Source organism: Pantoea sp. SGAir0215, from assembly GCF_043543215.1.
Genome location: NZ_CP028031.1, coordinates 4212168 through 4230751 on the forward strand (window position 1 = coordinate 4212168; position 18584 = coordinate 4230751).

Here is an 18584-nt window from a genome sequence, read left to right on the forward strand (position 1 = left end):
CAGGCGTAAAAAGCAGGTGAATATCCAGCGCTGAGAAGGAAATACAGTATGCGTAGCTGCGCTCAGCGCTTCGGTAAGGATTTTACGCCTTGCCTGCCAGCCTGCTTATAAAATCGTGCGCTTTATCACACAATGACGCACATAATGTGCATTATCCCTGCGTGACAGGAATAGAGAACACCCCTTCAATGTTGTCGGCTGTGCATCGGGTTAAATCCAGACAGAGCAAATCCATTCCCGGCCGGCAGGCCACATTCAGCTGCGGTAGATAAAGGTAGTAAATATCCGCGATGAAACGCGTCAGTTCTTCCGGTGAGCCACGCCATGCCAGGCGGGCGTAAAACCCCGCAGGCACCGTGCGGCATTGAAGATCGTCTGGCCCGGCATCCGTGTTTGCCAGCGCGACGCCACGAAACAGGCTGATGTGCTGTTGATCGACGGACGCGTTGCCGGGGCCATACTGAAATCCCAGCCATCCTTGCGCGTCGCCCTGCTGCGTACGGACAAAATGGCGTACCAGGCCGGCCATACGCTGATGCCGGTCGCGAATATAGTCGCCATAGGGGCATTCCCATTCCAGCGTGTCGCCCTGCAGGAGCAACTCCTCTTCGCGCCGGTAAAGCGATACCGGCATGACCGGCTCGCGCTGAGCAATACGGCTGTGAAAATACCGGACAGGCAGCACGTTAAGACGGCGAAAACCGCCCGGCGTAACAGAGAAGTGATTTTTAAACACGCGGTTAAAGTTTTGCTGATTTTCAAATCCGAAACGGACGGCGATATCAATTAACGGCATGCGCGTCAGTCGTAACGCCATAGCGGCAAGGGTTAAGCGGCGCTTGCGCGTATAGGCCGCCAGCGTTTGTCCGGTCATCTCTTTGAACAAACGTTGCATATGCCATTTGGAATAGCCCGATTTGAGCGTAATCAGATCGATGGAAATGTCGTTGGTCAGGTTGGCTTCAATCCAGTCGACTAAATCATTTATATGCTGTTTTTTTATGGTTTGACTTAGCATTTTAAAAAACGTGAAAAGAAAAAAGAGGGAAAGATTTGTAATAAAATAGTAACAAAAGCGTTGCAGGATGTCATGACTCATGGGCCAGCCAGGGCCGGATAGCGGCAAAAAGCGCATTAATTGCCTGGGTTACTACTTTAAAAAGCCAGCACACAGGCTGGCTTATGGAAGGACGAGGGGAACAACGGAGGCAGTCAGGAATGCACTGCCTCGTTCGGAGGACTCAGTGGCTACGCATGCCTGCGGCGGTCATCATCATTCTGAACAGCGTCGCGACCACACCGAGTGCCAGCACGCTGGCACTGTAGATGACCACCAGCCACAGCACGCGTTTCCACCACGGTGACCGGGTTTCATTCTGACGTTCTTTGCTGCTGACCTGGGTCTGCATATCAATGGTATCCTTCGTCTGCTTTGATTTTTCCACGGAACACGTAGTAGCTCCAGAAGGTATATCCCAGAATCATTGGAATGATCAGTAAGCTACCTACCAGCATAAAGGCCTGGCTCTGCGGCGGGGACGCGGCGTCCCAGATGGATACCGAGGGCGGAATAATATTCGGCCAGATACTGATACCCAGACCCGAGAAGCCCAGGAAAATCAGGGCCAGCGTCAGCAGGAAAGGCGAATAATGCGCCTCGCGCTTGATTGCGCGGCGCAGTCCCCATGCACACAGCAGCACCAGTACAGGCACCGGCAGGAATAAGAACAGATTTGGCGTGGTGAACCAGCGATGTGCAATGTTCTGATGCGTGAACGGTGTCCAGATACTGATGATGCCAATAATTAACAACAGCGCAATCAACAGCGGTGTCGCCAGGGCTGACATTTTACGGTGCAGTTCATGTTCGGTTTTCATGATAAGCCAGGTGCAGCCCAGCAGCGCATATGCCACCACCAGCCCGACGCCGCAGAACAGCGGGAACGGGGCCAGCCAGTCCATCGTCGAGCCTGCAAAGCTGCGGCCTTCGACAGGAATGCCATCCAGCATCGCGCCGACGGCAACGCCCTGGCTAAAGGTTGCGAGGAGTGAACCGGCAATAAACGACTTGTCCCAGAAGGCCCGATGGTGCTCGACAGCCTTGAAGCGGAACTCAAAGGCGACGCCACGGAAAATCAGCCCAATCAGCATGGCGGTTAACGGCACGGAAAGCGCATCGGCTATTACCGCATAGGCCAGCGGGAAAGCGCCATACAGTCCTGCGCCGCCCAGCACTAACCAGGTTTCGTTGCCGTCCCAGACAGGCGCAACGGTGTTGACCATCATGTCGCGCTCGCCTGCGTCTTTGTTAAAAGGAAACAGCAGGCCGATGCCCAGGTCGAAACCGTCCATGACGATATACATCAGGACAGCAAAAACGATAATCGCGAACCAGATAACAGAAAAATCAATCATCTCAACGCTCCTCATGATGGTGAGTGGCCGCAGAGAGCGGGCGCGCTGGCGTTTTGATTTGTCCGGGGCCACCTGTTTCCACGGTATCGCCTTCGCCGGTGACCGGCCCTTTTTTAATCAAGCGCATCATATAGTGATAACCCACACCGAAGACGGAGGAGTAAACCAGAATAAAGGCGAGCAGGCTGATACTCATGTGCATTTCGCCATGGGGAGATACCGCATCAATCGTTCGCTGAACGCCATAAACTACCCAGGGCTGACGACCGATTTCGGTAGTAAACCAGCCTGCTAAAATCGCGATCAGGCCGGAGGGTCCCATGAGCAAAGCAAACCACAGGAACGGACGCGACTGGTACAGGCGTCCTTTGTAACGCAGCCACAGGCTGACTACGCCAAGGGTGATCATTAACAGTCCCATTGCCACCATGACGCGGAATGACCAGAAAATGATGGTGGAGTTAGGACGGTCCTCTTTCGGGAAAGATTTCAGCGCCGGGACCTGTTTATCCAGACTGTGCGTCAGGATAAGGCTGCCCAGATACGGGATTTCGAGCGCATATTTAGTACGTTCCTCTTCCATATCCGGTAAACCAAACAGTATTAATGGCGTGGCTTCACCGGGTGGGTTTTCCCAGTGGCCTTCGATGGCCGCAATTTTTGCAGGTTGATGCTCCAGCGTGTTCAGTCCATGCGCGTCACCAATCATGGCCTGCACAGGGGCGACAATCAGCGCCATCCACAACGCCATTGAGAACATTTTACGGATGGCAGGATTGTCATTTCCTTTAAGCAGATGCCAGGCCGCCGACGATCCGACAAAGAACGCACTGGCCAAAAATGCCGCCACGGACATATGTAACAGGCGATAAGGAAAGGACGGGTTAAAGACAATTTTAAACCAGTTTTCTGGCACCACGATGCCATTCTGAATGAGATAGCCCTGCGGTGTTTGCATCCAGCTGTTAGAAGACAGGATCCAGAAGGTGGAAATCAACGTTCCCAGTGCCACCATGCAGGTCGCAAAGTAGTGCAGCCCCGGGCCGACGCGGTTCCAGCCAAATAACATCACACCTAAAAAGCCCGCTTCAAGGAAGAAAGCCGTTAACACTTCATAGGTCAACAAGGGACCCGTGATACTGCCGGCAAACTGGGAGAAACCACTCCAGTTGGTCCCAAACTGATACGCCATGACCAGCCCGGAAACCACGCCCATGCCGAAATTCACCGCAAAAATTTTCGACCAGAAATGATAGAGATCGCGGTAGGTTTGATTACGTGTTTTGAGCCACATTCCCTCCAGCACAGCAAGAAAGCTGGCCAGACCGATGGTGATGGCTGGAAAGATAATATGGAAGGAAACAGTAAAACCGAACTGGATCCTGGCGAGATGAAAGGCATCTAATCCAAACATTGCTTACCTCTTTGCCACATAGAGCACCACATATAGTTACTTATAATTAACGACTTATACACAAAGCATGTCATTCCATTGCATGGAAAAATGCCATGACGAATGTAAGATGCTTCGTCCTGGTAAAACAGAGACAATCAGATAAGTAAAAACTATAACAGTATTTTTTGATTAAGATCATTTTTTTGTTGAAAGTTTTCTTATTTAGGACGGATAAGCAAAACGTTAATTTCAAAGGGGCAATGTGACATTATTGTTATTAAAACAGACCCTGCACGGAGCCGTAACGGCCACGCGAGATTACCGCTAAAAAATAACGCAACTCGCTGTTTTTAAGCATCATTCGCCATTTCCGCGCTTCGTTAAACAGAGAAAAGTACCGTTCTGACAGGGGAATCACGTGTTTTATTATATTGTTAGCAGGATATTTATATTATCTGCGCTTTATGATGCTTTTTTTTAGAATACGTCCGGTTTTTCGCACTCTGGCTTCGCTATTTCCGGGCAGGAAAACGAAGCTCAACCGGTCAGGCATGTTAAAAATCATATGCAATATGTAAATAACTCATCACATCTTTATCACGCGCAATAATTAACGCAGCCAGAAACCTCAGGAAAAAGTCGCCTGGTAAAAAGGATGTTAAAGAAATGCTGTGAGTAATTAAGACCGCCCGACGCAGAATGAATCTGTTATGTCGGACAGGCATTTTTTTACGGTGGCCGAGGGGAGTGTTTCTCTGCGCGCTTCGGTCCCGTCTTATGAACGGTCTTACGCGTCGGCGGACTGTTTCTCCCGGTGGGCGAGGATGCGTTCTACATTCATCTCCAGCCAGTCGGCCAGTCCTACCACCTGCTCCCCTACTTCCAGACCCAGCGGTGTCAGTCGGTATTCAACATGCGGCGGCACAACATCGTAAGCGATGCGCTCAACAAAGCCGTCTTCCTCCATATAGCGCAGGCTCTGCGACAGCATACGTTCGCTGACGCCGCCGACTGCACGCCGGAGTTCGCTAAAACGCAGCGTGTCATTTTTCAGCGCCAGTAAAATTAATACGCTCCAGCGACTGGTAATGCGCTTTAACACATCGCGCGACGGGCAGTTAACATTCAGCAATTCGCCGCGCATAAATTTTTCGCTTAATTTATCAGTCATTTAAACAAAACCCTTCATCCTAACAATTCTGTAAGTACTTACTAAAAGTTAGCATATCGCATAGGCTGCTGTTGACCAACTGTCCTCTTAAAGGAGCTATGTGATGATCGCAGTGACTGGAGCAACAGGCCAACTGGGCCGTTTAGTTATCGACGCATTACTGAAAAAAGTAGCCGCAGATACGCTGGTTGCCGCCGTACGCACGCCGGCGAAAGCGAGTGACATCGCCGCCCGTGGTGTTCACGTACGTGAGGCGGATTACAACCGCCCAGAAACCTTAACGGCCGCCCTGCAAGGGGTCGACAAACTCCTGCTGATTTCCGGCAGTGAAGTGGGCCAGCGTGAAGCGCAGCACCGTGCAGTCATTGATGCCGCTAAAGCCGCAGGCGTGAAATTTATCGCCTATACCAGCCTCCTCCATGCCGATAAGTCTCCGCTGTCGCTGGGCGCTGAACATCGGGCTACAGAAGCCCTGCTGGCAGCGTCTGGCGTGCCTTATGCCCTGCTTCGCAACGGCTGGTACACCGAAAACTACGCGGCGAGCATCACCCCTGCCCTGGCGCACCATGCGTTTCTCGGCGCGGCAGAACAGGGCCGTATCGCTTCTGCGGCGCGTCGGGATTATGCCGACGCGGCAGCCGAAGTTATGGTGCGTGACGGCCAGGCGGGCAAGGTGTACGAGCTGGCCGGCGATGACAGCTATACGCTGGCGGAGTTTGCGGCTGAAATCGCCGCGCAGAGCGGCGAAAAGGTGGATTACGTCAATCTGCCACAGGCAGATTTTGCCGCCGCACTGAAAAGCGCAGGCTTGCCGGCCCCGCTGGCAGAGCTTCTGGCAGATTCCGATGCGGGTGCCGCTCAGGGCAGTCTGTTCGATGCGTCCCGCACACTGAGCCAACTGCTTGGTCGCCCCACCACGCCTTATGCCGAGGTGATCCGCGCGGCGCTGACAAAGGGATAACGCACTCACGCTTACGCTGCGGTTAAGCCCTGCCGGTTAACCGCAGCGATTATCCTCTCTCACTCCCTTTATCCTCTTTCTGATGCTCCATCAGCCACGATTCGGTGCACACCGAAGTAACCGCTTTTGCATCGGGTACGCTGTCTGCAGGCTGACTTAAGGGAGAGAGAAATGATTGCCGTACTTTTTGAAGCAGAGGCCTTACCGGCAGCGCAACAGCGTTACATTGAACTGGCGGCCGAACTTCGGCCCGAACTGGACAGGATACCAGGATTTATCGCGATTGAGCGCTTTCAGAGTTTGAGCGAGCCTGGCAAGATATTGTCCCTGTCGTGGTGGGAAGATGAACGGGCGGTGCGTCACTGGCGGGAAAACAGCCTGCATCAGTCGGCACAGCGGGAAGGCCAGAACACAATTTTCAGCCATTACCGCCTGCGCGTTGCGAAGGTTATGCGTGATTATGCTGGTCCAGAGGAGAACACCCGGCATGTTTAATCTTTATGTGGTCTTCAGGAACGAACCGGGGTCGCTGGCCGCGTTTGGAACACTGCTTGGGCAGCATGGCATCGGCCTGGAAGGCGGCGGCGTCTTTTCAACGGGCAAGGAAAGTCACGCTCATTTTCTGGTGGAGGATGGCCCGCGCGCCCGGCAGGTGTTAGTGAATGCCGGTTTCGATGTCAGGGACGTCCGAAGGCCACTGCGCCGAAAACTCCCTCAGCAGCGGCCAGGTGAACTGGGTGAAATTGCGCAGTGCCTGGCGCAAAATGGCATTAATATTTGCGCGCAGTACAGCGATCACAGCAACTGGCTGGTGCTGATTACCGATGATGACAGGCGGGCCGAAGCACTGACCCGCCAGTGGAAAGGATGAGCAGAATGACACGCATGGCGGCCCGGTGTGATGACAGCACACACTCTTCTCTGACCTTCAGCATGGCGACGGTGGCCACTGCGCTGGCGGATACCTCGCGCATGCACATCCTCTGTGCCCTGATGGATGGCCGGGCCTGGACGGCGACCGAGCTGAGCGTGGTCGCTGACGTTGCGCCCTCCACTACCAGCGGCCATCTGAATAAGCTGACGGAGACAGGGTTGCTAACCTGCGTGGTACAGGGACGGCATCGTTATTACCGTCTGGCCAGCCATGAGGTGGCGGGCCTGCTGGAAAACCTGATGGGCATTTCGACCCGGCCCGGTTCAGTCCTGAAAACAACCACGCCAGACCGGCTCCGGCGAGCCCGCACCTGTTATGACCATCTGGCCGGTGAGATTGCCGTCGGTATCTATGATGCTATGCAGTCAGCGGGCTGGCTGATGCCGGATGGCACGGCGCTCACAATGGAGGGCAAGGCGCATTTTGCCGCAACAGGCATCGAGCTGACTTCGCCGTCGCGACGAAAGCCCTGTTGCCCCTGCCTGGACTGGAGTGAGAGGCGCTTTCATCTTGGTGGCGAGGCCGGTGCAGCCTTGCTGCGCTTCATGATACAAAAAGCCTGGCTACAGCAGACGCCCGGCTATCGGGAGCTTGGCGTCACCGCACGCGGCCAAACTGGCCTGTCGCGCATATTTAACCTCCGCCTCGTCTGACAGCCTCCTTTTCGCCTTATACCACGCGCGCGCATGCTGGCAGTGCGCCTCAGCCGATAGCCGTTAAGTCCAGCCGCATCAGCACGGTATCGTGGAACACACCGTCGACATACAGCGCCGCGACGTCTGTTCCGTAGGTCGTAAATCCCGCAGACCGGTACAGGGCCGTTGCTGCTGCATTGGTGGCGCTCACGGCAAGCCGGATGCTGATGCATTCACGGGCTTGCGCGATTGCGGTCATGAGCAGCGTCTTCGCCAGGCCGCTTCCCCGCCACTCAGGCAGCACATACATTCCCCAAATCGTGGCGACGTGCCGCTGTTTCTGGCCGGGATGGAAGCGTAAACCCGTCACGCCCACGATCTCGCCCTGGGGATCGAATCCGGCCAGCACAGTATTGTTTTGCAGCAGAGCCGCAAAAAACGCGTCAGGTTCTGAGCGCTCACGCGCATAATCCGCGCCAAACGCCTCAGGATGGCGTTGTAATCCGTCCAGCCGAATGGCGCGATAGCCTACACTGTCGCTGCCGGTGAGTCGTCGCAGAGTAAAGGAACGCACGATCATTCTCCTTAACAGGGCACCCCAGAGGGTATTTTCTTACATCATGCCACTTTTGCTTCATTTTCCTGCCGCACAGGGAAAAAACAGCCCCTTTTGGCCCAGGCAAAATTTTATTAAGCCTGCCGTAAGAGATTCATCTGAAATGCATTTACGTCATAAGTCGAGATATTCGGTTGAATTGTCTGTGTTTTATTCAATCTATACGATTAATAGACAATTTTTATTACGTTCATAGACAATCTGCATTGTTGTTCCTGCCTGCGAGAGGTCTATAATTTCCTTTTTGTGCAACCCCGTTCGCTCAGGAGGCCGTTATTAATACTTATCGCCAGCAACTCAATGCATTCGAAGAGAATCGTGCCGGGGCGGAAGTTGAGTATCAATACGATCCCCATGAACTGAAGCTGGAGCGCATGCAGGATTCTGAACCCGAGCCAGAGCTGATCGAAGGTCTGCCTGCCCCGGATGCGTTGACGCCTGCCGATCGCTATCTTGAGCTTTTCGAGGCCGTTCAGATGTCGGGCATCTTCGAGGACAGCAAAACGTTCCCCGACTGCTCGCCCAAATACGATCCGCTTGATGTGCTGATGCGTTACCGCCGTCAGAAGCGCAGCAAGGACTTCGATCTGGCGCGTTTCGTTGCCGACCATTTCTATATGCCAGGCATCAACGAAAGCTTCTACGTTTCGAACCCTGACAAAACGCTTAACGAGCACATCGACGATCTGTGGCCGGTTCTTACCAAGATGCCGCAGCAGCATATGCCGCATTCGTCGTTGCTGCCGTTGCCTAAACCTTATGTCGTGCCCGGTGGTCGTTTTGGCGAAACCTATTACTGGGACTCGTACTTCACGATGCTCGGCCTGGCGGAATCAGGGCGTGACGATTTGTTACGTCATATGGCCGACAACTTTGCCTGGCTGATTGATAACTACGGGCACATTCCGAACGGGAACCGCACTTATTATCTGAGCCGCTCACAGCCACCTGTGTTTGCGCTGATGGTGGAACTGTTCGAAGAGGACGGCGTGCAAGGCTCACAGCGCTATCTGGATCAGCTGATGAAAGAGTATCAGTTCTGGATGGATGGCGCCGGCTCACTGATGCCCAACCAGGCTTATCGCCATGTGGTCCGGATGCCGAACGGCTCGCTTCTGAATCGTTACTGGGACGACCGCGACACACCACGTGATGAATCCTGGATCGAGGACATCGAAACAGCGCGTCATTCTAAGCGTCCGGCAAGCGAAGTTTACCGCGATCTGCGCGCGGGTGCCGCGTCAGGCTGGGACTATTCATCACGCTGGCTGCGTAATCCAAAACGTCTGTCGAGCATCCGTACAACGCAGTTTATCCCGATCGATCTCAATGCGTTTTTGTACAAGCTTGAGCTGATGATTGCGACGTTGTCTCACGTTAAAGGCGAAGAGCTGACTGCGCTGGCCTGGCAGAATAAGGCGGACGCCCGCAAACGTGCCATTACCCGTTACCTGTGGGACAGTACCGCAGGCGTTTTCCGTGATTATGACTGGCGCCGCGCCCGCTTTGGCGCGTTCACCGCCGCTGCGGTAGTGCCGCTCTTCGTCGGACTGGCAACGCCTTATCAGGCGCATTTACAGGCTATCGCGCTGCGCCATCTGCTGCTCAGCAATGGTGGGCTGCTGACCTCTATGGTGGAAAGCGGCGAACAGTGGGATAAACCTAACGGCTGGGCGCCTATGCAGTGGATGGCGGTGGTGGGCCTGAATAACTACGGCGAAGAAACCCTGGCGAGCGAAATCGCCGTGAACTGGCTGACAACCGTGAATAACTTCTACCAGTTACACCATAAACTGGTCGAGAAGTACGATATCAGCGGCGACCGCGCGCGTCCCGGTGGCGGCGGTGAATATCCTCTGCAGGACGGCTTTGGCTGGACAAACGGCGTAACCCGTCGGCTGATGGCGATGTATGGCCATATGATGATGGATTAATCTGTGTCGCAGGCACAAAAAAGCCGGGAAACGTTCCCGGCTTTTTTCTGGCGATTTCTCTGTAGAGAACTTACTTTTTCGCTTCAACGCCTGGCGCCGCAGAGCGCTGCAGGAACTGCTGAGTGACTTCCGGCAGATGCGTGAACAGCCATTCGGCCATCGCAATTTCCTGATCGCGAATTTCGGTCAGGACTCTGACGCCATCACTGTCGCCGACCTGCTCGGCAGCCGCGATCAGGCTGGTGTAGCTGGCGATTTCCGCGTTTTCGAACACATAGCCGCTCATCGCGCCTTTGACGACTTCGTCAGAAGTAAACATGCCGCCAATCGCCTGTCCTGTGGCGGCCATTTTGCCCATCACGTCTTTCATAATGGAATGGTCAATGCCGTGGCGATCCAACAGTTGTTCAAGCAGAGTAAGCTGATGCTTAGTTTCATCCAGATGCTGGGCAAGGCGCTGCTCCAGAGCGGGATAATGCTCCAGACGACCCGCCATTTTGCTCAACATGCTCTCGGCCTGCTTCTCCATGGCATGCGCGTCACGCAACCAGTCATGATAGTTTTCAATGGCCGTCATTTCGCAACTCCTTCAGCCGAACTGATGGTCTGTGCAACGCTGGTCAGTTTTTCATCCGTCTGCTTTTCCTCCGCAAGGGTTTGGGCCAGCAGCTTCGCGGCTTTGGTATAACCCAGCTTTGAGGCCAGCGCGTGCAGCGTACCGTAGGTCGCAATTTCATAATGCTCGACCTTCTGCGCCGCCCCGATCAATCCCTGATCGCGTACTTCACCCTTTTCAACAGACTCAATAATTTCCTGGGCTTCTTCTACCAGGCCTTCCAGGGCATGGCATTTCATTCGCTTGATTTTCACTTCAGGCGTAACGTCGACTAATTCGTCCAGACGTTCGATTTGCCCGCGTGTCTCTTCGAGATGCTGATTAAACGCAGCGATAAGATTTTCATCACTTGCCGCACGCGCCATTTTGGGCAGTGCTCTCGCGATTTGTTTTTCCGCACTGTAAACATCGGACAAGTCATGGATAAAGAGATCGTTTAACGTTTTGACAGTCATAAAAGAGCCTCATTAATTGAACGGCTACGCCACTATTTTTAATGCAGCGCCAGTGACAATGTACTCACTAACCTTAGACTATTTAACGAAGAATGCATTCGGCTCCGTTTAATTCAGATTTTAAAGTAGCATTGAAAATGCCTTTTTCACTTAATTACCAGTACTTTACTCAAAATGAGTTATTTTGATAAATGCCCCGCCTCACCTCAATTAAGACAAACCTATACAGAATTAGCAAAAACCGTACAAGTTAACCTTCAGTTAAAATAGAGGCGTTTCACCTGGTGAACCCGGATTTCATTTTTTCGTTCAGACAGCCGTGCGTGACCGGAAAAGCAGCAATAAAAAAACCGGAAAGGAATATCCTTTCCGGCAAGATTGACCAAATCCTAAACCAGAGGTGGTTTATTTCATGGATTAAACAGCGAAGTTTATATATTGAGTAGAAGTCAGCTTCACTGAAGGTTTCAGTTTAAATAGCTAACCCCTTGTTGATATTGAATTAACTCCTTCGACTGATCTTACCTCCCTTACGCCCCGCCTCAATAGCTCGCTGGGGATCGTTTTTGAAATTCCCACCGCTGTTTTGTCCGCCTTTACGGCCTGCTTCTGCTGCTCTCTCTTTGTCTGCAGCGAAATTACCGGCCCCACCACGATATTGAGTCATTCTGTGTTCTCCGCAAGTTTAATTATTGAAATAGCACAGTGGAAGTTGCATCAACTAAAGGGTGCACAAACAAATGTAGCTGTAAAAATCACCTAATCAAGCATGACGGCCACGACACTCACAAAGGCAGATACATATACCTTATTTGTACATCCAGTTAATTCTTTAGTGATGAAACTATTTTTCGAGGAAACTCTAGTTTAACGCTCCTGGCGAAAACTTTAATGAAAACGCTCCTCTAAGGCTCTATTAATCGATCTATTTATTAAAAAGTCCACACTGATTTTATTTTCAATCGCAGCACAGGGACGGCTAGGTGACATTGCCTATCGTCAATATGATCAATAAATGATCTATTTAACTAAGCGCGATAAAATCGAATTCATTACGGCAGGGTTTGCAACATGCAAAAATAAGCGAAGCGGTAAACGTCTCGTTTATTAGAATGAAGAGAAAGAAAAGATCATAAAATGACCAGGCAGGCGACAATTAGTAAAATGGCACTTCTCACAAGCGGAAGAAATACCGCTCATCACATTTCAGGTAAGCGAAGCGGCAATAAAAATAAAAACGCCCTGACGGGCGTTTTTTTCGGACTATTCTGCCCTGCTGTTTTGCAGGAAGGCGAGTAAATCGTTGTTGAGCTGAGCCTGATGCGTGACAGCGAATCCATGAGGCCCCTGATCGTAGATCTTGAGCTCTGAACCCGTAATCAGTTCATGGGCCAGCTTTCCGGTTGCCTCGAACGGGACGATCTGATCATGGCTGCCATGAATGATTAAGGTGGGCACATCAACGCGAGCGAGATCCGCGCGAAAGTCGGTTTCAGAAAAAGCGGTAACACAGTCCAGCGTTCCCTTGAGCGATGCCAGCAGGGCCATGTTTAACGTCTGCGTCAATACGCCCTCGGATACTGACTGGCCAGCATTGGTGCCATAAAAGGGGGCGGCAAAATCCTTAATAAACTGCGCTCTGTCGTCAAGCAGTCCCTGTTTGATATCGTCGAAAACCGATTTCTCTACGCCTTCGGGATGATCGTCTTTCTTACCAAACACGGGCGTGACTGCGCCTAACAGAACCAGCCCTTTAACGTTGCCCGTGCCATATTTTCCAATATAACGCGATACGTCGCCGCCGCCCATTGAGAACCCGACCAGCGTGACATCCTTGAGCTGTAAATGTGTGATCAGGCTATGAATGTCGTCAGCAAACGTATCGTAGTCGTATCCTTCCCATGGCTGGTCGGAACGTCCAAAACCGCGCCGGTCAAAAGCAATAACCCGATAGCCGCGTTCGGCAAGGAAGTTGAGCTGGCTATCCCACATATCCGCGTCCAGCGGCCAGCCATGGCTAAACAGTACCGGCTGCCCTTTGCCCCAGTCTTTGTAGTAGAGGTTAAATCCATCTTTGCTTTTAAACAGACTCATAAACGCCTCGCTATGGATGAAGGTGATGACGCTTCCGGCCATCGTCTGAGAAGCTCAGCGACGTTCCGGCGCGCGGCACTACCTGTCAAGCATGGCAGAGGGAAACCGATGGTCAAACCAGAAGCAGAAAAAACGCGTTTTTACAACGCTACACCGCGTTTACCGTTTTTTTTGATGCGGTACATCGCCTCATCAGCACGGGCCAGCGCACTGTCAAAGTTTTCTGGCTCCTCAACCTGAACAACCCCAATGGATGCGCCAATGACGGCAGTACCGTTGGCCAGCTCAAAAGGTTGCAGGGCAGCATTAAGACAGGCGTGCGTGAGCCTCTTCGTGAGTGGATGGGTTAACGCGAGCGGAATCAGTAAAACAAACTCATCGCCGCCCAGTCGCCCAATAATGACACCTGGTGGGCAGGCTGCGATAAAGCGCAGACTAAGTTGAATCAGGACTTCGTCGCCACTGCGATGCCCTAACGTGTCGTTGACATGCTTAAAATTATCTAAATCAATAAAGGCAATACATAATGCCTTTTTCTTCATATCGCGAAAATGATTGATCAACGCATGCCGGTTGGTTAATTGCGTCAGGGGATCGTGCATTGCCAGTGAAGCCAGTTGCGCTTCGTACTGTTTCTCTTTGGTCATATCAATGTGCGTGCCCGTCACTTTGATCGGTCTGCCCTGCTCGTCCCATTCACTGACGCGGCCCCGGTCCAGCACCCACGTAATTTTTCCTGTTTTACCAATCATCCGATGTAAGGCTTCATAGAAGGGTGCTTTGCCCTCGATATGGTCATAGAACGCCTTCAGAACATCTGCGGCATCCTCAGGATGCAGGCAGGATTTCCAGACATCAAAATGGGCATCCGTTTCTTTAGGCTGAAAACCCAGCATGGATCCCCAGCGGCGGTTAAAAATAACCAACTTGCCCGTGGGAATATCCAGTTGCCACAAGCACAGGCCCGTGCCGTCCAGCGCAGCACCCAATTTATCGCGGGCATCATGCGCAATACGCCTTAATCGCGCATTGTGTTTTTTTAAATTCGCAATTTGCTGCCGCAGGGCATCTTCAGACATATCGATAGCGGGAAAGGGAAAAGGCTATTTTGCCATTGCCATGCGCACTGTAAAGCAACATGTTCAAAACACGATGAGACAGGGATAAAGTCAACCCGTTCAGAATTAACCACGCTTAGCCGCATCAGAACCAGCATACGGCAGACGCTCAGTGACAGCGCGCTGAATGATTATCTTGCACAGAGAGTGATCAACGACGGCGAGGCTGATGTGGCTCCTTTTATGACCCGACTGTCAGCCTGTACGCTTTCTTCTATAGAAAACTCAGGTTTTTTAAAGAAGCGGTAAGATGTAACAAACACTGATTCGCAAGCCATTGAATTAAAATGATAAAAAAACCATGCAATTGTAACAGTGACATTTTTCTGCAAACTCATAATTACAATTAAATATCCTCCGGGTGTTAAGTAAAGACGTCAAGACGACATCAAGGAGATAACATCATGGCTCTGCCCCTTCTGCTTTCTTACCACGGTAACCTGTGTAAAAGTGATTATTCACGCCAGGATTCACATCTGACCGACGCCCTGTTTGTTGGCGATATGTTTTTCTCAAAAAACAGCCCGGACATTTCGCAGGCGGATTATGTTTTCAACGCCGTTTCACCTCATTATTTTTGCGTGAAGAATGCCATTCTGGATAACTGTTTCCCAAACAGCAAAAACAGCGACGTTGCATTTGTCTGACAACGCAGTGTTATTGCTTTTTCGAAAAAGACAGTACTGGTAAATGAACACTACAGATGTAATCAATGACGTTAGCACCTTTCGGATGCATAAATACAGAGGATAAATATCATGAAAAAGATGATTATTAGCTCAATGATTGTAGCCGTATTAGTGTTTACTGGTGGCGCTGCGGCCGCTGAGTCCTTTAAAGACAGCCATACATTAAATAATGAAGTCATTTCGGCCCAGGCCGCGCAGGCCATGAATAATATTCAACTTTCACGCAACGCATTATTTAATGGCCAAACTCAACAAGCAAAAGCGCTGGCGACTCAGGCTGACACTTATTTGAAAGATAATAGTGTGGACTGGACAAAGTATATTCGCTATGACAAAAAAGCCCCGATGACGGGAGATAATTATATTCGCATCGGCTCCGATGTATCCGTGTCGGAAGATTACCAGCTATCAAAACAGAAAAATGACGCGATCGATAAAGCCAATCAGCATATTAAAGCAGGTGATAAGCAAGGTGCGCTTGATGCGCTGAAGCTGGCTGGCGTAGCCGTCACTGAAACGCAGGAACTGATGCCGCTACAACAAACAGAAAATGATGTTTCAAATGCCCTTGCTTTAATGAAACAGGATAAATACTACCAGGCAGGCATGCTACTGAAATCCGCAGAAGAAGGCGTGATTTACGATACACAAACTTATTCTGAACTGCCTGTGAGCCCTACCCTGCATCACTCACAGACCGGTGCCAGTGCATCACAGAGTAATAAAGGCTCGTAATTATCAATAAGCGTGACATTAAATACACGATGACGATGTTAAACAATAAGGCCGCTTTCATTTCATCGATAAGGTGAGATGAAAGCGTCAACCTTATTTAATCCGTTCAGATATCAAGCGCACAATGATACGGCCTGATTATCATCCATTTTTTTCCCCCTACCCCAGCAACTACGCTCACTTAACACAAATCTCCAGTACCTCCTTTTCATTATCACTTTTATTTTCAGTTTATTTATACACCTTACGCTAATCTCGTCCTTTCTATCGAATACTATAGATAACTCAGGAAATTAACTTTTTACTAAACTTAAGGATAGTTTTTAAACTTTTTTTTAAAAAACGGCTTCGCTTTCATAAACTGCCTTCCTTTGTTGCCGATACTCGAAAAGCAAGGGTTGTTATTACAAAAATAAAAAAATTACTAAACGGGGAATCAACATGAAAATCACAACAGGCCGCAAAATCGCGTTCGCGTTCGGCATCATTGTTCTTGTGTCATTAATAGGCAGCAGCTTGTCGATTATTAACTTTCTCAAGCTACGGCAGGCCAATAGCTGGAATATTCACAGTTATAAGGTGATGAGTCTGAGCGACAGCATGTTAACTGACATGGTTAATATGGAAACGGGCGTGCGGGGATTTGTCATCTCCGGTAATGAAGCCTTCCTGGCACCGTTCAACGCAGGCAAAACGGCGTTCGACCAGAAATATAATCAGCTCCGCACCATGACGGCAGATAATGCCAGTCAACAGCAAAGACTGACGTCATTACTTGACCTGCACAACAGCGTCCAGGCCATTGACGATCAGCTAATCGCATTGCGTCGTCAGGTTAATGGTGGACAACAACCGCTCGAAGCCCTGACGCATTTTTTTCAGGAAGGGCGTGATAAAGCCTTTATGGATCGCTACCGCGCCGTCGCCGCCGATTTCAACAACGCAGAATCGTCGCTGCTGGCTACGCGCTCTGACGACGTCAACAGCCTGGCCTTTGCCACGAAAATGACGCTCAGTCTGGCCGGGTTAACCACCATCCTGCTCTCGTTGGTGCTGGGCACCATCATTACACGCAGTATCGTTCGCGCACTGGGCGGCGAACCCAAAGCGGCTGCCGATATTGCTGGCATGATTGCCCAGGGTAACCTGACGGTAGACATTGCTGTGCCGCTTAAAGGCCAGGGCAGCCTGATGGCCTCGCTGGAAGCCATGCGCCAACAGTTGGTCACCATTGTGAGTGGCATTCAGTCCTCTGCGGAACTGATCAATAACTCAGCGAGCGAAATCGCCCAGGGCAATATTGACCTGGCTCAGCGCACTGAAGAGCAGGCTGCCGCACTGGAACAAACGGCCGCCAGTATGGAGGAGCTGACCGCTACCGTCCGTCAAAATACCGATAACGCCCGTCAGGCAAATTCTCAGGCGGATACCACTTCGCACGTGGCCCTGCAGGGGGGAGATGTGGTGAAACAGGTTGTCGAAACCATGCGCTCTATTTCAGAAAGCTCAGGCAAAGTGGCCGAGATTATCTCTGTCATTGAAGGGATTGCATTCCAGACGAATATTCTGGCCCTGAACGCCGCCGTTGAAGCCGCACGGGCTGGTGAAGGCGGACGCGGATTTGCGGTGGTTGCCGGAGAAGTGCGTTCGCTCGCCTTACGCAGTTCTACCGCCGCTAAAGAAATCAAAGATTTGATCACCCAGTCGGTTGAACACGTGGCAAAAGGTTCGGGCCTGGCGAAACAGGCAGGTAACACGATGGAGGAGATCGTGAAATCCGTACAGGGCGTGACGACCATTATGGGCGAAATCACCATTGCGTCGGATGAACAAAGCAACGGTATCGGGCAGGTCAGCATTGCCGTCAGCCAAATGGACCAGGTCACCCAGCAGAACGCCGCGCTGGTACAGCAGGTCTCCTCTGCGGCCCAGGGCATGGTGGAACAAACGACCCTGTTACGTAATGCCGTGTCCATTTTCCGTATTGACCGACACCAGCCAGCCGCTGTGCTGCGCTAAACAGCCTCGGTGTTTAGCTGCGGCATGACGTAAAGCCCACCCGGCACGTGTCTGGATGATTCTGGCGCGTGCCGATTTTACTGTTAGCGTGAATCACTCACCTTCCTCTGTCGCCTGAAAAAAGCCGTTTAAAAAAACAGCCATGCCGACTAAAGTGGGCCTTCCCTCACTTACCAGTGGCCATACTATGTTTAGCAAAACGTATCAGGTTGACGAAAAGCATATCGATTTTCAGGGCGTTGTAGACGGACTTTACTATCCCTTCTATATGGAATGGACACGCCACGCGTTTATGAAAGAGCACCTTGGCGTGGATCTGGAAGCGGAGTTTACCGAAGGCCGTATCCATATGCTGCTTGAGTACACGCTTCGCTTTAAAAAGAGTCTGAAAAAAGGCGATGAGATGCAGGTGACCTGCGCACTCGCGGCAAACGAAAAGCGTAACCGTGTTAATTTCGTCCAGCAAATTTTGGTTGATAACGTTGTTTATGCTGAGGCGGTTTTCACCGGCACCTGTCTGGAAAAAGGGCGTCCCGTTATTCCGGCTTTTTTACGTAGTGCCATACCTGACGCCGGAAACTAACGCGCCGGCTTTCCGCCTGATTACCGCGACGCTCGATCACGACATTCTCATCATGTTGAGATCGAGACGTCCTCTCCTGTATCGATGTACCTGCCTTGCCCACCACCTGTAACGTGACGCATCTCACTGTGCGCTCACCGTGGCTGAAATGTGACCTAAATATGACATGCGCAATGCCGATAACCGAAGTAGACCCGAGCCGATCGACTTCCC

Annotated in this window: 20 protein-coding genes; 9 read left to right on the forward strand and 11 right to left on the reverse strand. The window is 51.4% G+C overall.

Annotation, left to right across the window (positions count from 1 at the left end; all coding sequences use genetic code 11):
* Positions 1-151 precede the first annotated feature (151 nt).
* From C1N64_RS19655 to C1N64_RS19675, 5 genes are all read right to left on the reverse strand, one after another.
* Positions 152-1018, reverse strand: a complete 867-nt coding sequence (locus C1N64_RS19655) for a helix-turn-helix domain-containing protein (protein ID WP_282498185.1) — start codon at positions 1016-1018, stop codon at positions 152-154.
* A gap of 223 nt (positions 1019-1241) precedes the next feature.
* Positions 1242-1409 carry a DUF2474 domain-containing protein gene (locus C1N64_RS19660; RefSeq protein WP_006118277.1) on the reverse strand — a complete coding sequence of 56 codons (168 nt, stop codon included), beginning with the start codon at positions 1407-1409 and terminating at the stop codon, positions 1242-1244.
* Position 1410: 1 nt separating this feature from the next.
* Complete coding sequence (gene cydB, locus C1N64_RS19665; protein WP_033739704.1) at positions 1411-2415, reverse strand: cytochrome d ubiquinol oxidase subunit II; 1005 nt, start codon at positions 2413-2415, stop codon at positions 1411-1413.
* A 1-nt stretch (position 2416) separates the two neighbouring features.
* The gene (locus C1N64_RS19670) at positions 2417-3829 is read right to left on the reverse strand and encodes a cytochrome ubiquinol oxidase subunit I (RefSeq protein ID WP_033739705.1); all 1413 of its coding nucleotides are present in this window, start codon (positions 3827-3829) and stop codon (positions 2417-2419) included.
* A 769-nt stretch (positions 3830-4598) separates the two neighbouring features.
* Positions 4599-4982, reverse strand: a complete 384-nt coding sequence (locus C1N64_RS19675) for a winged helix-turn-helix transcriptional regulator (RefSeq protein WP_033739707.1) — start codon at positions 4980-4982, stop codon at positions 4599-4601.
* A gap of 103 nt (positions 4983-5085) precedes the next feature.
* Here C1N64_RS19675 and C1N64_RS19680 point away from each other — a divergent pair, with 103 nt between their 5' ends.
* The 4 genes from C1N64_RS19680 to C1N64_RS19695 all read left to right on the forward strand — a co-directional run bounded on the left by C1N64_RS19680 (position 5086) and on the right by C1N64_RS19695 (position 7530).
* On the forward strand, positions 5086-5943 hold the full coding sequence (locus C1N64_RS19680; protein ID WP_367143661.1) for an SDR family oxidoreductase: 858 nt from the start codon (positions 5086-5088) through the stop codon (positions 5941-5943).
* A 171-nt stretch (positions 5944-6114) separates the two neighbouring features.
* Entirely contained in the window at positions 6115-6438 is a 324-nt protein-coding gene (locus C1N64_RS19685) for an antibiotic biosynthesis monooxygenase family protein (protein WP_006118272.1), read from the forward strand.
* Positions 6431-6814 carry an amino acid-binding protein gene (locus C1N64_RS19690; RefSeq protein WP_039342299.1) on the forward strand — a complete coding sequence of 128 codons (384 nt, stop codon included), beginning with the start codon at positions 6431-6433 and terminating at the stop codon, positions 6812-6814. The genes C1N64_RS19685 and C1N64_RS19690 overlap by 8 nt, the downstream gene beginning before the upstream one ends.
* A gap of 5 nt (positions 6815-6819) precedes the next feature.
* On the forward strand, positions 6820-7530 hold the full coding sequence (locus C1N64_RS19695; RefSeq protein ID WP_044241491.1) for an ArsR/SmtB family transcription factor: 711 nt from the start codon (positions 6820-6822) through the stop codon (positions 7528-7530).
* Between the two features lie 49 nt (positions 7531-7579).
* Here C1N64_RS19695 and C1N64_RS19700 read toward each other — a convergent pair whose 3' ends face one another.
* Complete coding sequence (locus tag C1N64_RS19700) at positions 7580-8086, reverse strand: GNAT family N-acetyltransferase (protein WP_052133206.1); 507 nt, start codon at positions 8084-8086, stop codon at positions 7580-7582.
* 317 nt (positions 8087-8403) lie between these two features.
* Between C1N64_RS19700 and C1N64_RS19705 the strand changes: the two genes are divergently transcribed.
* Positions 8404-10062: an alpha,alpha-trehalase gene (locus tag C1N64_RS19705; protein ID WP_050504863.1), complete on the forward strand. Its 1659-nt coding sequence runs from the start codon at positions 8404-8406 to the stop codon at positions 10060-10062.
* A 70-nt stretch (positions 10063-10132) separates the two neighbouring features.
* On the opposite strand, the gene C1N64_RS19710 is transcribed toward C1N64_RS19705, so the two are convergent.
* From C1N64_RS19710 to C1N64_RS19730, 5 genes are all read right to left on the reverse strand, one after another.
* Positions 10133-10639 (reverse strand): ferritin-like domain-containing protein, encoded by a 507-nt coding sequence (locus tag C1N64_RS19710; RefSeq protein WP_033739715.1) that lies wholly within the window; start codon positions 10637-10639, stop codon positions 10133-10135.
* Entirely contained in the window at positions 10636-11133 is a 498-nt protein-coding gene (locus C1N64_RS19715; protein WP_006118265.1) for a YciE/YciF ferroxidase family protein, read from the reverse strand. Before C1N64_RS19715 ends, C1N64_RS19710 begins: the two co-directional genes overlap by 4 nt.
* 502 nt (positions 11134-11635) lie before the next feature.
* Complete coding sequence (locus C1N64_RS19720) at positions 11636-11800, reverse strand: con-10 family general stress protein (protein ID WP_367143659.1); 165 nt, start codon at positions 11798-11800, stop codon at positions 11636-11638.
* A gap of 596 nt (positions 11801-12396) precedes the next feature.
* Positions 12397-13227, reverse strand: a complete 831-nt coding sequence (locus C1N64_RS19725) for an alpha/beta fold hydrolase (protein WP_006118263.1) — start codon at positions 13225-13227, stop codon at positions 12397-12399.
* Positions 13228-13367: 140 nt separating this feature from the next.
* A complete protein-coding gene (locus C1N64_RS19730; protein WP_033739717.1) occupies positions 13368-14306 on the reverse strand; it encodes a sensor domain-containing diguanylate cyclase in 939 nt (312 codons plus the stop codon).
* A gap of 443 nt (positions 14307-14749) precedes the next feature.
* On the opposite strand from C1N64_RS19730, the gene C1N64_RS19735 reads away from it, so the two are divergent.
* The 4 genes from C1N64_RS19735 (at position 14750) to C1N64_RS19750 (ending at position 18371) form a co-directional block, all read left to right on the forward strand.
* Positions 14750-14992, forward strand: coding sequence for a hypothetical protein (locus C1N64_RS19735; protein ID WP_033739719.1), 243 nt, complete (start codon positions 14750-14752; stop codon positions 14990-14992).
* Between the two features lie 111 nt (positions 14993-15103).
* Positions 15104-15769, forward strand: a complete 666-nt coding sequence (locus C1N64_RS19740; protein ID WP_367143657.1) for a YfdX family protein — start codon at positions 15104-15106, stop codon at positions 15767-15769.
* Positions 15770-16210: 441 nt separating this feature from the next.
* Positions 16211-17788, forward strand: a complete 1578-nt coding sequence (locus tag C1N64_RS19745; RefSeq protein WP_133745640.1) for a methyl-accepting chemotaxis protein — start codon at positions 16211-16213, stop codon at positions 17786-17788.
* A 187-nt stretch (positions 17789-17975) separates the two neighbouring features.
* Complete coding sequence (locus C1N64_RS19750) at positions 17976-18371, forward strand: acyl-CoA thioesterase (RefSeq protein ID WP_325992143.1); 396 nt, start codon at positions 17976-17978, stop codon at positions 18369-18371.
* The last annotated feature ends 213 nt before the right edge of the window (positions 18372-18584 follow it).

What these genes read in the sequence shown, in the direction of transcription:
- C1N64_RS19655 (WP_282498185.1), bottom strand. Translation starts at nt 1,018, where the DNA reads ATGCTAAGTCAAACCATAAAAAAACAGCATATAAATGATTTAGTCGAC.
- C1N64_RS19660 (WP_006118277.1), bottom strand. Translation starts at nt 1,409, where the DNA reads ATGCAGACCCAGGTCAGCAGCAAAGAACGTCAGAATGAAACCCGGTCA.
- cydB (WP_033739704.1), bottom strand. Translation starts at nt 2,415, where the DNA reads ATGATTGATTTTTCTGTTATCTGGTTCGCGATTATCGTTTTTGCTGTC.
- C1N64_RS19670 (WP_033739705.1), bottom strand. Translation starts at nt 3,829, where the DNA reads ATGTTTGGATTAGATGCCTTTCATCTCGCCAGGATCCAGTTCGGTTTT.
- C1N64_RS19675 (WP_033739707.1), bottom strand. Translation starts at nt 4,982, where the DNA reads ATGACTGATAAATTAAGCGAAAAATTTATGCGCGGCGAATTGCTGAAT.
- C1N64_RS19680 (WP_367143661.1), top strand. Translation starts at nt 5,086, where the DNA reads ATGATCGCAGTGACTGGAGCAACAGGCCAACTGGGCCGTTTAGTTATC.
- C1N64_RS19685 (WP_006118272.1), top strand. Translation starts at nt 6,115, where the DNA reads ATGATTGCCGTACTTTTTGAAGCAGAGGCCTTACCGGCAGCGCAACAG.
- C1N64_RS19690 (WP_039342299.1), top strand. Translation starts at nt 6,431, where the DNA reads ATGTTTAATCTTTATGTGGTCTTCAGGAACGAACCGGGGTCGCTGGCC.
- C1N64_RS19695 (WP_044241491.1), top strand. Translation starts at nt 6,820, where the DNA reads ATGACACGCATGGCGGCCCGGTGTGATGACAGCACACACTCTTCTCTG.
- C1N64_RS19710 (WP_033739715.1), bottom strand. Translation starts at nt 10,639, where the DNA reads ATGACGGCCATTGAAAACTATCATGACTGGTTGCGTGACGCGCATGCC.
- C1N64_RS19715 (WP_006118265.1), bottom strand. Translation starts at nt 11,133, where the DNA reads ATGACTGTCAAAACGTTAAACGATCTCTTTATCCATGACTTGTCCGAT.
- C1N64_RS19720 (WP_367143659.1), bottom strand. Translation starts at nt 11,800, where the DNA reads ATGACTCAATATCGTGGTGGGGCCGGTAATTTCGCTGCAGACAAAGAG.
- C1N64_RS19725 (WP_006118263.1), bottom strand. Translation starts at nt 13,227, where the DNA reads ATGAGTCTGTTTAAAAGCAAAGATGGATTTAACCTCTACTACAAAGAC.
- C1N64_RS19730 (WP_033739717.1), bottom strand. Translation starts at nt 14,306, where the DNA reads ATGTCTGAAGATGCCCTGCGGCAGCAAATTGCGAATTTAAAAAAACAC.
- C1N64_RS19735 (WP_033739719.1), top strand. Translation starts at nt 14,750, where the DNA reads ATGGCTCTGCCCCTTCTGCTTTCTTACCACGGTAACCTGTGTAAAAGT.
- C1N64_RS19740 (WP_367143657.1), top strand. Translation starts at nt 15,104, where the DNA reads ATGAAAAAGATGATTATTAGCTCAATGATTGTAGCCGTATTAGTGTTT.
- C1N64_RS19745 (WP_133745640.1), top strand. Translation starts at nt 16,211, where the DNA reads ATGAAAATCACAACAGGCCGCAAAATCGCGTTCGCGTTCGGCATCATT.
- C1N64_RS19750 (WP_325992143.1), top strand. Translation starts at nt 17,976, where the DNA reads ATGTTTAGCAAAACGTATCAGGTTGACGAAAAGCATATCGATTTTCAG.